This window comes from uncultured Amphritea sp. (assembly GCF_937127095.1).
GTDB lineage: Bacteria > Pseudomonadota > Gammaproteobacteria > Pseudomonadales > Balneatricaceae > Amphritea.
Genome location: NZ_CAKZLP010000019.1, coordinates 232798 through 245843, shown reverse-complemented (window position 1 = coordinate 245843; position 13046 = coordinate 232798). Strand labels below are relative to the sequence as shown.

Annotated in this window: 12 protein-coding genes; 6 read left to right on the top strand and 6 right to left on the bottom strand. The window is 49.9% G+C overall.

The genetic code is table 11. The annotated features are described in order from the left end of the window. The first annotated feature begins 14 nt into the window (after positions 1–14). Positions 15–758 carry a siderophore-interacting protein gene (locus Q0499_RS05240; RefSeq protein ID WP_299196974.1) on the top strand — a complete coding sequence of 248 codons (744 nt, stop codon included), beginning with the start codon at positions 15–17 and terminating at the stop codon, positions 756–758. Between the two features lie 14 nt (positions 759–772). Here the strand turns inward: Q0499_RS05240 and Q0499_RS05235 are convergent, their stop codons facing one another. Further along, positions 773–1963 (bottom strand): MFS transporter, encoded by a 1191-nt coding sequence (locus Q0499_RS05235; protein ID WP_299196973.1) that lies wholly within the window; start codon positions 1961–1963, stop codon positions 773–775. 283 nt (positions 1964–2246) lie between these two features. Here Q0499_RS05235 and Q0499_RS05230 point away from each other — a divergent pair, with 283 nt between their 5' ends. After that, on the top strand, positions 2247–2429 hold the full coding sequence (locus tag Q0499_RS05230; RefSeq protein WP_299196972.1) for an RSP_7527 family protein: 183 nt from the start codon (positions 2247–2249) through the stop codon (positions 2427–2429). Positions 2430–2451: 22 nt separating this feature from the next. Here Q0499_RS05230 and Q0499_RS05225 read toward each other — a convergent pair whose 3' ends face one another. Together Q0499_RS05225 and Q0499_RS05220 are read right to left on the bottom strand one after the other, a co-directional pair. Next, complete coding sequence (locus Q0499_RS05225) at positions 2452–2829, bottom strand: hypothetical protein (RefSeq protein WP_299196971.1); 378 nt, start codon at positions 2827–2829, stop codon at positions 2452–2454. An 18-nt stretch (positions 2830–2847) separates the two neighbouring features. Further along, positions 2848–3276: a heme-binding protein gene (locus Q0499_RS05220; RefSeq protein ID WP_299196970.1), complete on the bottom strand. Its 429-nt coding sequence runs from the start codon at positions 3274–3276 to the stop codon at positions 2848–2850. Between the two features lie 196 nt (positions 3277–3472). Here Q0499_RS05220 and Q0499_RS05215 point away from each other — a divergent pair, with 196 nt between their 5' ends. Together Q0499_RS05215 and Q0499_RS05210 are read left to right on the top strand one after the other, a co-directional pair. Continuing rightward, entirely contained in the window at positions 3473–3814 is a 342-nt protein-coding gene (locus Q0499_RS05215) for a DOPA 4,5-dioxygenase family protein (protein WP_299196969.1), read from the top strand. A gap of 68 nt (positions 3815–3882) precedes the next feature. Beyond that, a complete protein-coding gene (locus Q0499_RS05210; protein ID WP_299196968.1) occupies positions 3883–4368 on the top strand; it encodes a cyclic nucleotide-binding domain-containing protein in 486 nt (161 codons plus the stop codon). A gap of 101 nt (positions 4369–4469) precedes the next feature. Here the strand turns inward: Q0499_RS05210 and Q0499_RS05205 are convergent, their stop codons facing one another. Genes Q0499_RS05205 through Q0499_RS05195 form a run of 3 tightly spaced genes read right to left on the bottom strand, consistent with a single transcriptional unit; the run spans position 4470 to position 6914 of the window. Continuing rightward, positions 4470–5525 (bottom strand): succinylglutamate desuccinylase/aspartoacylase family protein, encoded by a 1056-nt coding sequence (locus Q0499_RS05205; protein WP_299196966.1) that lies wholly within the window; start codon positions 5523–5525, stop codon positions 4470–4472. A gap of 6 nt (positions 5526–5531) precedes the next feature. Further along, positions 5532–6449, bottom strand: a complete 918-nt coding sequence (rimK, locus tag Q0499_RS05200; protein WP_299196965.1) for a 30S ribosomal protein S6--L-glutamate ligase — start codon at positions 6447–6449, stop codon at positions 5532–5534. 12 nt (positions 6450–6461) lie between these two features. Continuing rightward, positions 6462–6914: an ATP-dependent zinc protease gene (locus Q0499_RS05195; protein WP_299196964.1), complete on the bottom strand. Its 453-nt coding sequence runs from the start codon at positions 6912–6914 to the stop codon at positions 6462–6464. A 456-nt stretch (positions 6915–7370) separates the two neighbouring features. On the opposite strand from Q0499_RS05195, the gene Q0499_RS05190 reads away from it, so the two are divergent. Further along, on the top strand, positions 7371–9101 hold the full coding sequence (locus Q0499_RS05190) for an autotransporter assembly complex family protein (protein WP_299196963.1): 1731 nt from the start codon (positions 7371–7373) through the stop codon (positions 9099–9101). After that, entirely contained in the window at positions 9098–13024 is a 3927-nt protein-coding gene (locus Q0499_RS05185) for a translocation/assembly module TamB domain-containing protein (protein ID WP_299196962.1), read from the top strand. The genes Q0499_RS05190 and Q0499_RS05185 overlap by 4 nt, the downstream gene beginning before the upstream one ends. Positions 13025–13046: the final 22 nt, after the last annotated feature.

Below are 13046 nucleotides of genomic sequence, written 5' to 3'. Positions count from 1 at the left end.
CTTCCGGAGTATCAATGGCCAAACCAACGCCTCTGCAGTTTTCCGTCAAATCAAACCTACTCATCAGCCCTAATATGCGCCGCATAACTGTATATGGCGAAGGCATTGCCCAATATCCGGAAAACGCTGCAGGGAACTACATTAAGCTGGTATTTCCACAGGAAGATGAGCAGAAACCCTGCCTGCGTACCTATACCATCAGTCAGATCGATTATGAGCAGTGCACAATGGAACTGGACTTTGTTATCCATACTGACGGCGGCCCTGCTTCTGTGTGGGCCGATTCGGCCAGGCCTGGTGATACGATCCAAATTGGTGGCCCTGGCCCTGGCAAACCGATATCACTGCCCGCAGACTGGTTTCTGATCGCTGGTGATATGACAGCGATGCCCGCGATCCGGAATAACCTGAAGCAGTTGCCGGAAGATGCACGGGGTTATCTCGTTCTGGAGATTATTTCAGAGGAGGATAAAGCTGCTCTGGATGCCATCACCATCCCGGCGGCCCTTGAAGTGATCTGGATAATCAACCCTGAACCAGGTGATCTGAAAAAATTTAGTGATGCGATACTCCAACTACCCTGGCTCGCGGGGCAGCCCTCAGTCTGGATAGCCGCAGAACTCGAAGAGGTGCTTAAAGCTCGCAGTCACATCAAAACCCAGCCACCGATAGAGAAAGGCAAGATGTATATCAGCAGCTACTGGCAACACGGTATGACAGAAGACCGTCACAAAGTGGCCAAAAAAGAGCAGCTGTAAGCCTGGTCGAGGAATCAGCGATCAGGTTTAGTTTCAGCGGGCCTTCGATGCGTTTCTGTAACCGCTTTTACCACGAAAGCCCCTCCCAACAGTCCCAGAAATCCAATACTGTAAGTTGCCATCGCAAGGCCTGAAAGTTTAACGATCAGGCCAATGATCAGTGGCCCGGATGTAGAACCGACATCCGAGAGCAAACGCCAGATACCGATGAATCCCCCCCGGTTCATTTTCGGCGCAAGATCAGATCCTACGGTCATAATTACCCCCGCTGAAACACCATTGCCCACCCCCATCAATGAGGCAATTAACACCAGACTCCATAACCCCTCGGCAAGAGGCAACAGACTGATACTCAGGCCCAGCAGCACAAGACTGGCGATAAAGATCGGTTTACGCCCAATACGATCCATCATACTGCCAGCAGGATAAAACAGCAGCGTGTCTATCATCGCACCAATAGAGATAGCGATACCGATACTGGTTTCATCCAGCATCAGTGCAGCGCCTGTCAGAGGCAGCAGCAACGCTCTGGATGCACGCACCAGCATCAGTGCCAACGATGCGACGCCCGCGGTCAGAAAAACCTTATGGTTGTCTACCAGCGCATCGCGCAAGGCCAGAACACTGTGATTATCCTGCCCATGAGGTTTGATATAGGAAACCCATAAGGAGACAAACAAAACGACCAGTAGAGAACTGACAGCAAATGCACCCAAGGTAAACTGATATCCCTGCGCGGCAATAAGAAGTCCTGCCAGTAACGGCCCGATTACATTACCCAGCCGAATGGTACCCGCAGACAAAGACATAACCCTGCCGCGCTCTCCCGGAGCCGCAGTATCCGTAACATAAGCAATACGCCCTACCAGCCAACTGCCATGGGCAAAACCCAGTAACAGTGCCGAAGCGGTTAATACCGAGAGCATCGGAAACAACGCCATCAGCCCAAGCGCCAGCGATGAGGTTACTGCTGCCCCGAGCATCACCCGCTTATCGCCAAAACGGGCCAAAAGAAGCCCCGCAGGCAGATCTGCAACCATCATACCGATCCCCTTAAGCCCGATAATCATTGCGGATTCAGCCAGCGATCCGCCAATCGTCAACACATACAACGGCAGCACCACCAGTAATGCCTGGTGAATGGTTGAAACAATTGCCGAGGGACAAACGACTGGCAGAAAAAACTTACGCAATATTCCGAACACTGAAAGCGGCCTGTAAGTAGGGTAAGAAGCGATGAATAAAATCGTCAGAACTGAGGGGCAATGATAGAAAACCGGTTAGTCAAAAACGAATCCATATGTTGCTATCGCTATAGAAAAATTCGATAAGCTATCATCCTGTTGCAGCCTAGCCGTTATTTTACCAACCTCATCGCAACAGAAAAGATGAGTTTTTCTAATCTTTTATTCAAGAATTACTCGTTTGTTTAGTCTTAGACCAAAGTCTAGAATAGTTTCTATCTTAAATATTCAAAGGAAGACAATCATGAGCAAACACTTATACGGACAGGAATCCACTGACTATGACCTTAATGAAGTTATTGCAGAAGCTGATCGCATGCGCGCAGAATATCTGCAAGAGTTCTTCTCTAATATCGCTAAAAAACTAACCAACCTGCTATCAGCAGAACTGCCTGAATTCATCCGTAGTCCACTGGCTCACCGCTGAGCGAGCCAGTCGCTTTCCTCTATTAAAACAATAAGCACTGATTAACCATTCTGACCTGTTCGTCCGTCTTCAGACTCCCGTCCAGATCAATATATACCGCCGATAATTTTTTAAGTGCGACCAGAGACTGATTGTCTGGCTGCCACCCCTCGCCCTCAAATTTCAACACGCCATCGACACGATGCTTTTCTGCCAACGCTAACAGCTCACTGGGATAGTAAAGTTTTGCGCCGTTCATCTGGTTCAGGTGATTCCAGGGCTCTTCATCGATATAGGCAATTATCTGATAACCTCCCGTTGCCAATAGCGCTTTGGACAGGTTATGACTTGAGTAACCGATGCCTATAATAATTAGCTTTTTGATGTCAGCTTTTCTAAAACGAGCTATCCAGCTAAACACTCTGCACTCCAGGTCAGATCAGATCAGCGCATTAAACGCTGCAACACCCGCTTCAGCGCACTGTATATCATCAGGCACTTTCCCCCCCGATACGCCGATGGCCCCGACCACACTGCCCTCCATAAAAATCGGTAAGCCACCACCAAACAGTGCGACCTTTTCATGTTGCGCCAAACCATTAGCCACGATGGGACGCCCTTCCAGTATCTCCGTCCATTTCTCAGTCGGTGATTTGAAGTTGGCAGCGGTATAGGCTTTTTTCTCTGCAAAATCCATCGCGGGCATGGGTGCACCCGGTTCTCGTAGGGAAACCAGACGGTTGCCCGCCGTATCAACCACCACTGCAATCATTTTAAAGCCAAGCTCATTTCCTTTACTGATTGCGGCCTTCGCAATCACCAGAGCCGCATCCAGTGTTAGTGATGCCTGCACATGGGTCTTGTTCATCGTATATTCCTGTTAACGCTGTTGCCCGGTTATCTAAGGCGCTGATTTTACACTTAATTGGTCATACAGGATCGCAGATATAGAGATTTATAGCCTATCTCTTTTGTTTCAGTGGTATTCAGTTTTACGATAACAATTGCTTCAGAAAATTGCTTTAATCTATGATCTAACGCTGCCGACACATACAGGAATGATTATGACCCAGCCGTCTTCACAAATTTCAGCCTATCATGCACATGTCTATTTTGATTCTAACAGCCTCCATCAAGCTGAAGAGTTTTGTGAACAAGCCCGCTATATACTGGGCGTCGCGATGGGCAGAGTTCACCAGAAACTGGTCGGCCCCCACCCGGAGTGGAGCTGTCAGCTTTCATTCAGCGCCGAACAAATTGGCGAGGTGCTGCCCTGGTTAATGCTAAACCGTAACGGTCTTACCCTGTTTATCCACCCCGTTACCGGCAACGATCTTGATGACCATACTAAATATATTATGTGGCTGGGCGACAGCAAGCCGCTTAATATTGAGCAGTTCCTCTAACAATATATTCACCTAATGCAGCAGATCTGTACTAGGCTAACCTTAAAGGGTCAATAATTCAGTCAGCGATGAAAACGATAACTGCAGAGGCCATTCATAATCGCCTGCCTCAGGAAACAATCCGCCAGGGTTCTCTTTTCGGAGCACTCTCAGATGATTGTATCAACTTTGTTCTCGAAGAGGGCCGCATACTTGAGCTTGCTGAAGGTGAAAAGGTGTTTGACAGCGGCGATAAAGGCGATGCCTTCTTCGTCGTGCTGGAGGGGAGTCTTAGCTTTGTTAAGCTCCACCACGGCCAACTCTACAACACCCGTGATATTAGTTTTGGTGAAGAAGTAGGTTTTGTTGCCATGATTGCGCTTCACGATCACGCAGGCTACGCCATTGCAAACTGCGACACTCGGGTGCTCGAAATCACTTCAGATCTGTTCGCCCGTATACATGAAAACTACCCATTCGATTTCGGGGTTATCACCCTGAATCTGGCTCGGGATATGGCGCGAAACATTCGTAAACTCAGCAATGCGCTGGTTAAAAACGCCATTAAATACTAAGCCGGAAATAAAAAACTGATGGCAGAACGTTAAAGAAAACGCAGGTTTCAAACCAACTAAAACCAACATTTCACTTTACATAACCAGCTTAACCAATTGAATTATATGTACCCAAACTCAGAATCCTCGGGCATCTGCTGGGCTTCAATCTCTTCTGTAATCCGTTCAACCTGTTTTTCAGCAGCGAGACTGCTGGCCTCAAAACGGGCCAGATGATAGAGGGCATCGCCCTCATTGACCACCGGGATATTATTCTGTCCGATGATAATTCCTGAGTTAGGCGCTATCACCTCCTCTTCATGCGTACCAAAGGGTGAAGCAACAATCCCCATCTGCTGGCCCCTGCTGACCCGCTGACCTACGGACACCACCGAGCGAAAAACCCCGTCAGAGTTGGTGCGAATCCAGGCTGATGAATTCGCTACGACAGGCGTCAGGGCTTTTTTGGTTTTCTTCAGTTGCGGTAACATTTTCAGATAACGCACCACATTCAATACTCCGCGAATCCCGCCACGAATGGCCCGGTCATCAAACCGCAGCGCCTCACCTGCTTCATAGAGAATCAGTGATATACCGGCCTCATCGGCGCACTGACGCAGAGATCCGTCCCTGAGCTTTGAATCAATAATCACCGGAGCCCCAAACGCATTGGCCATCTCCTTGGCTATAGGATTGTCCAGGTTAGCTCTGATCTGCGGCATATTACTGCGATGAATCGCCCCGGTGTGCAGATCAAGTACATGGGTACAGTGGCTGAGAATCTGGGTGCGGAATATATAAGCAATCCGGCTCGCCAGAGACCCCTTCTCGCTGCCGGGAAAGCAGCGATTCAGGTCACGTCGATCCGGAAGATAACGGCTCTGCTGAATAAATCCAAAAATATTAACCACCGGAACAATAATCAGGGTTCCCGCGATGCGGTGCAAAGATTTGTACTTTAATAACTGACGACAGATCTCTACCCCATTGAGTTCATCCCCATGAATAGCAGCGCACACCATCAGCGTGGGGCCGGAACGGCGCCCATGGATAACTTCAATATCAAGATCCAGATGGGTGTTGGTATACAATCTCGCCAGGTCTACGTGGATAGTTTTCCGCTCACCTGGCTTTACAATACAACCCGCAATCTCTATTGGACGGTTCAGCGAAGACACGATCGTTTATCCTTTCCCACGGGTGCGGGTACGGGTTGGATGCTTTTTAGCCGCAACGTTTTTCTCAAGAAAGTTGATAATACTCGCGGCCACATCTTTACCGGTAGCCCGCTCCACACCTTCAAGACCAGGGCTTGAATTCACCTCCATCACCAGAGGCCCCCGTTCTGAGCGCAGCAGGTCAACACCGGCTACATTCAGCCCCATCGTTTTAGCCGCCAGGACTGCTGTTGCGCGCTCTTGCGGAGTAATTCTAACCAGTGAAGCCGATCCGCCACGATGCAGATTGGACCTGAACTCCCCCTCTTTACCCTGACGCTTCATCGCCGCAACAACTTTATCGCCGATCACCAGGCAGCGGATATCAGCACCACCGGCTTCTTTAATGAATTCCTGCACCATGATGTTGGTTTTCATGCCCATAAAGGCTTCCAGCACACTCTCTGCCGCTTTACGGGTCTCTGCCAGCACTACACCGATACCCTGAGTGCCCTCAAGCAGCTTAAGCACAACCGGTGCACCACCGACCATATCTAACAGATCGGGAATGTCACTGGGCTTGTTAGCAAATCCGGTAATCGGCAAGCCAACTTTCTTGCGCGATAATAGCTGCATCGAACGTAACTTATCCCGCGAACGACTGATGGCGACAGACTCATTCAAAGGATACACATCCATCATCTCTAACTGACGCAGAACCGCTGTGCCATAAAACGTAACCGATGCGCCTATACGGGGAATCACCGCATCAAACTTACCCAGATCAACCCCCTTAAAGTGAATACTCTGTTCCTCGGAGTTGATGTTCATATAGCAGCGCAATACGTCCAATACTTTAACCTCATGGCCTGCTGCCTCTGCGGCTTCAATCAGACGACGGGTTGAATATAGGGATGAGTTACGGGACAAAATAGCAATTTTCATTAAAAAACCTTATTACTCTGGCGGATGTATGCCATGTGAAGTTAAGTATGCTCCCTGAGGATCTATCAAAAAACGGCCGTTCATTGCCGTTCTTCCCAGTAACATCCGAAAACGCATGGTATCTCGATTTGTCAGTGTCAGCTCGATAGAGTAGCGCTGAGCACCAATTACAATGTCTGTCTGTATTACATAACGCTGACTCTGATGGCCTCCTGAATCGGTAACCGTACGTATATCGCTAACAGGAGCTTCACAAGTGACAACCTTTTCAAGATCATACTGATTTGGGTGTACATCAAAACTGACCCAGTCCTGACCATCTTTTTGGAAAGGCTCCACCCGAAACGTATGCAACGCAGAGGTGCGGGCACCGGAGTCCACCTTAACCTTAATCTGCTCAATTCCCAGATCGGGTAATGATGCCCATTCACGCCAACCGATAACCGGCTTACTCTCTTTACTCAAGATAACGCCTCCCTCACTAATCCGCGAATTGAGTATGACCCGAGATCCCGGTCAAAGCACTCAAAATCATCCGGCACACTCTGAATTGCTGGTTAGCGCTGTTGCCGATGACGATATACACCATTCTCAGCCAAACCGATAGCCGGCTGATGAAAGTTGTTAAAAAAAAGCAAAATTCACCACCGGCCCCTATTACTACTGTTATATAAAACTTTATCTGCAGCAGAGGGTCAACTAAATAGTGTAATAGCCACCTCACCTTTGACATCAGCATCTTCAGAGAAGCAATAAAGCCAGAAATTCCCCACCTGATATCGAAGTGAACAAGCAAAGGAGTTACATCACCAATATGAAAACACGGGACAGCGGATGCTGATTTCTGAATTGCAGTATAAATAGCAACGTTACCCGGTATAATCGAACCCTATGCTTCCTGCCAGCGCCAGAAAACAAACCATGACTCTTACACGCCTGATACTTCTTATACTGCTCAGCAGCCCCCTTGAACTTCTTGCAGGCAACCTCACCATAACAATAGATGGGGTCAACGAAGAACAGGAAATCAATATCCGCAGTGTTCTGAGCATTGAGCAACTGAAAAACCTGGAGGTAATTAACCCCAGTCGGTTGCGATATCTGCACAATCTTGCTGAAGACGAGATAAAAACAGCACTGCAACCATTGGGATTTTATCAGCCGCAGATTAATGCAGAGCTGAACAAAGCTGAGCAGGATTGGCATGCCCACTACAGTATCACCCCTGGAAAGCTGTTATTGATTTCAAAATTTGATGTCCAGCTCAGCGGAGCTGCAGATAAAGATATCGCGTTTAAACAACTGTTAGCCAAAACGACCCTGAAGCTTGGCTCACCGCTGATACACAGCCAGTATGAACAGCTAAAAAAACAGCTCAGCTCGTTAGCCGTTGAACGGGGCTATTATCAGGCAAAACTGACCCTTCATCGTGTCGAAGTAAACCTGAAGGAGTATTCCGCAACAGTGATGCTTCACTTTGACAGCGGCCCCCGTTTTAATATCGGTGAGATCTCCTTTGCCCCTAACCCCTTTGATGATGAATACCTTAAATCATATGCCTCTTTCTCACCCGGTGATCCGGTACAGAACAGCAGTCTGATCGATCTGCAGTCAGCGCTGATCGATAGCGACTATTTTCAGCGCGTCGAGGTGCGCCCCCTGTGGAACCAGATGAGTGACACAGAGGTACCCGTATTTGTCGATCTGGAAACCAATAAGCGCACTAAATACCATGCCGGTTTAGGCTACGGTACCGATACCGGTGCGCGAACTAAATTAGGTATGACTAAACGCTGGGTGAATCACCAGGGTCACCAGTTCAACACCCAGTTACTGGCCTCAGAAATAATTACCAACCTGTCAGCAGAGTATTCGATTCCCGGAGAAAATCCGCGCGAGGACCGCTATGCCATTCTATTCAATCTGATGGATGAAAATTCAGACAGCGTTGAAACCCGAAGTTACTCCATTGGTATATCCAAACAGCAACAACGGGGACGCTGGCAGCAGGTTATTGCGCTAAATTATCAGCAGGAGGAATCAACCTTCAGTGGCGTAACCGATACCTCTTATTTCCTTATCCCCCAGATAACCTACAGCACAATCTCAACCAGAGACCGTTTACGGATTAAAAACGGTTATAGCCTGTCCACGCAACTACGGGGTAGCAGCCAGACACTGCTGTCGACTGAAGATTTTGTCCAGCTGCGGCTGAACGCAAAAGGAATATACAGCCTGAGCAATAATATTCGCCTGCTTGGGCGCGCTGAAGCAGGCACAACCTGGGTCGATGATTTTGATCTGCTACCAGCCAGCCTGCGATTTTTTGCCGGGGGTGATAACAGTGTACGGGGCTATGATTACCAAAGCCTTGGGCCACGCAATGCCAGTAATGATGTCATTGGTGGGCGGAACTTAGTGGTCGGCAGTGCAGAAATTGAATACCGATTCAAAGAGAACTGGGGGGTAGCTGCATTTATCGACAGCGGAAACGCCTTTGATGATGTGGATGTCAGCCTGCATACCGGTATAGGTATCGGCCTGCGCTGGTTCTCTCCGGTCGGACCGGTGCGCTTTGACCTGGCCGTACCACAGGATAATGGTGACAGTAACAGCGTACATCTGCACTTTAATCTGGGGGCTGATCTGTGACCCATCCCCCTATAGCGGCCAATACACCGCCTTCAGAGCCATCATCTAACAAGCAGCCTGAAAAACGCCATCGCCGACGTATTATGAACCGCTTCATTAAAGTAGCGTTATCGCTGCTCGCCCTCCTTTGCATACTGCTTATCGTTGTGTTTTTCTACTTCGTGGGCACTAACAGCGGTCTTCAGCAACTGATCTCGATCAGTCAGACGTGGCTGCCTGGCCAACTGCAAATCCGCCAAATCAACGGCTCGATACTGAATCAACCGGACCTTCAGCAGATCACCTATACCCAACCGGAGTTAACCGCTTCGTTTAGTCGTATCACCCTCGACTGGCAACCGGCCGCCCTGTTATCCGGCAAGCTACACATAGTTCAACTGAACATAGAAGAGCCGGTTATTACTCAGATAAGCAGCGCAGAAACAGCCCCTGAGGACACTGCCACCACACCGGTATTAGCCGATATTACCCTGCCTATACAGTTACAGATCGACTCACTGAACATCAGTCAGTTAAAACTGATAAATTCGACTGCGGCAGGTGAGCCTGCCCCAGCAACTGAAATTTCACAGTTTTCACTCCGCCTCCATACGGATGCAGATACACTGATCCTCGATCAACTGCACCTGGTCGCCCCACAAGCCAGTATCGATGTTAGCGGGCAACTTCAACCCAGCGGGCAGTTCCCGGTGCAACTGAACACCCAATGGACACTCAACCTGGCGGAACAGCAAACGCTGACGGGGCATGGCACGATAACCGGAACACTTAAAGGAGATAAAAATGGCCTGGCGGTGCAACAGACACTCTCCGGCCTGCTCAGCACGCAGCTCTCTGCAACACTGGAGAACCTGCTTGAAGCGCCACAGGGTCAACTCAGCCTGAGTGAGATTAAAACCGAACTTGGGCAGTTCACCCCTGAGTTATCCGGCAGCACCCTTACCGGTACAATTGAAGCACAGGGTGATAGCGACCAGGCCAGCCTCACGAGTCAATTGCAAACACGTCTGCCTGAGATGGGCGAAACGCAGCTATCACTCAAGCTTCAGCTGCACTTTGCAGATAATATTCTGCGCATCAAGCAACTGGACCTGACGCAGGTTAAACAGCAACACAGCGGTACAGCTGATAACCCAGACAGTCAGCAGCGCAAAGGCTTAACACTTAAACTCCAGGGCGAAGTCGACATCGCCAGCGCCCCCATCAGTTTTGACATTAACGGCCAGTGGAATGATCTGTACTACCCTATGACCGGCAAAGCTGCGTATGTCAGCCCCACAGGTAAACTGCAGATCAGCGGCGACCTGCAGCGCTATCAGTTCAGCCTCAACAGTTCCGTTGCTGGCACAGACATCCCGACTGGCCAATGGACACTCACCGGCAGCGGCAACGAGCATGCGTTAAGTCAGATAATGCTGAGTGGAAAGACCCTAGAGGGAGTCGTGCAGGTCAGTGGGGAGTTGGCCTGGCAGCCAGCGTTAAGCTGGAGATTTAACGCCTCTGGTAAGCAACTTAATCCGGGGAGTCACTGGGCTGAATGGCCAGGAAAACTCAATTTTCAGGCAGCGGTAAACGGAGCGCAACCAGCAGACAAACCACTGCAGCTGGAACTAATACTCAACTCACTGAGTGGTGAGCTTCGCAGCGAAGCGCTGACGGGTAACGGCACTTTCAGGGTTAATGGCGATAAACTGGGGATTCCCCATTTGCAGCTGAACATCGCCACCACCGAGATAACAGCGAGTGGCGCCATTGATGAAAAGCTGGATCTGGTTTGGGTAGTCAACTCCCCGAATCTGAACCAGCTGTTACCCAGCCTGCAAGGCAACCTGACTGGATCAGGCTCGCTGACAGGCACACAAGATGCTCCGCACCTGGTTGCCAAACTGGACGGCCAGAATCTGGCATTTAATACAGATCAAGCCGCCTCATTTACCGCTGATCTGGATATCAACCTGAGCACTTCCGCCCTCTCACATATTCAACTGTCAGCCTCGCAGCTTAATATCGCGGGTAACCGCTGGAAACAACTCAGCATCGATGGACAGGGAACCACCGATCAGCACACCCTGACACTCAACACCGAAGAGGGACCGGCAGATTTGCAGCTCAACCTTAGTGGACGCTGGAAAGACGCTCAGTGGAATGGCACGCTGAATAAGCTGAATCTGATTCAACAGGAGCTGGGTAACTGGCAATTACAGCAGCCGGTACCGGTGCAGCTGAGTGAAACCGATGCACAACTAAATACCCTCTGCCTCGAATCCACCGCTAAAGAGAACAGTTCGCTATGCCTCAGCGCTAACTGGTCAACTGTTGAGGGTATTCAGGGGCAACTGGACACTCAACGACTCTCATTAACCCATCTGGCCCCCTGGGTTCCCAATCAAAGTGAGTTGAAAGGTTATCTGCAGACCCATGCGACATTTTCCCAGTCGCCCAATAACCCACCAAGAATAAAAGGGGTTGTGGTGCTAAAAGAGAGCGAATTACTGCTTGAAGAGGATGATCTGCATATCATCGCTGATGAAATAACCATCAATATTAATGGGCGAAACAACCAGCTAAAGGCTGATATCGTTGTCCCATTGCAACAGCCCACAGGACAGCTAGAAGCCAACATCAGCATTAAAGACCTCAACGCTGGGCAGAACCTCGATGGCGACCTGAACCTGGCGCTGGATGATCTCAAGTTTATTTCGCTGTTCACACCCCAGCTTCAGGCGATCACCGGCAGCATCAGTTCAAAGATATCGATCGCTGGCACTATAGATAAACCTGTCGTTGAGGGCCACCTGACACTGAGTAATGCAACTGCCGACCTGCCCGCACTGGGTATCAGGCTTGAGGGGATCAACCTGTCCGTCATCGGCACCCCGGGAAATAACGCACTTCAACTCAAGGGGGAGATGCACTCTGGCAATGGGCCTGTAGCGCTGAGCGGTCAATACAACCCGGTCACGGATAGCGGTGAAGTCTCACTTCAAGGTGAGCGTTTTCAAGCGATCGCCACGGAAGAGATTCAGGCCTGGGTCTCCCCTTCAATCAAACTGAATATCGAGCCGCAAAAGCTCAGGTTACGGGGCGAGATCACAATACCGGAAGCTAAAATACAACCACCGGATATCCAGGCGACTGCGCCTATATCTGATGATGTGGTGATTATCGATCCGTCCAGTGACACACAAATCGAAGCGGCTATAAAACGTGTACTGGATGCACAGGTCAGGATCACCCTGGGGGATAAAGTCTATCTTGATGCACTAGGATTTGAAGGACGGTTATTGGGCAGCGTCCTGATTGAAGATGATGGCCGTCAGGTGACGCGGGCAACCGGCATCATGCAGGTCGCGTCAGGCCAGTATCGGCTGTATGGACAGGATCTGAACATCGACCGGGGCAGCCTGGTATACAGCGGCGGTCCGATGGACAACCCAGGGCTTGATATGCGAGTGTCGCGGGTCATTGGTGAGGTAACCGCAGGAGCGAAAGTCTCCGGAACGCTGAATGAACCACGACTCAGCCTGTTCTCTGATCCCTCAATGCCAGAAAGCAGCCAGCTGTCCTATCTGATGTTCGGGCATGCTCCCGGCGAGGGCGGCAGCTCAATGACCGAGCAGGAGCTGCTATTCAAAGCAGCTTCCGCACTGACACTCAAGGGAGGCAACACAGTTGCCGAGCAGATTTCCGAGACCTTCAATATTGACGAACTAGGGGTTGCCGGGGGAGACACTGCCACCGATACATCTCTGTATATCGGTAAATACCTCTCACCCCGCCTGTATGTTAAATATGGCGTCGGCCTGTTGGAGCCCACCCATACCTTCTTTATGCGCTATAAGCTGAATGATGCCTGGAGCGTAGAAACCCAATCGGCCACACAGCATAACGGAGGGGATATTATCTACACAATAGAGCGATAATGCGGCGCTTAGTCACGCTTAT

What these genes read in the sequence shown, in the direction of transcription:
- Q0499_RS05240 (WP_299196974.1), top strand. Translation starts at nt 15, where the DNA reads ATGGCCAAACCAACGCCTCTGCAGTTTTCCGTCAAATCAAACCTACTC.
- Q0499_RS05230 (WP_299196972.1), top strand. Translation starts at nt 2,247, where the DNA reads ATGAGCAAACACTTATACGGACAGGAATCCACTGACTATGACCTTAAT.
- Q0499_RS05220 (WP_299196970.1), bottom strand. Translation starts at nt 3,276, where the DNA reads ATGAACAAGACCCATGTGCAGGCATCACTAACACTGGATGCGGCTCTG.
- Q0499_RS05215 (WP_299196969.1), top strand. Translation starts at nt 3,473, where the DNA reads ATGACCCAGCCGTCTTCACAAATTTCAGCCTATCATGCACATGTCTAT.
- Q0499_RS05210 (WP_299196968.1), top strand. Translation starts at nt 3,883, where the DNA reads ATGAAAACGATAACTGCAGAGGCCATTCATAATCGCCTGCCTCAGGAA.
- rimK (WP_299196965.1), bottom strand. Translation starts at nt 6,449, where the DNA reads ATGAAAATTGCTATTTTGTCCCGTAACTCATCCCTATATTCAACCCGT.
- Q0499_RS05190 (WP_299196963.1), top strand. Translation starts at nt 7,371, where the DNA reads ATGACTCTTACACGCCTGATACTTCTTATACTGCTCAGCAGCCCCCTT.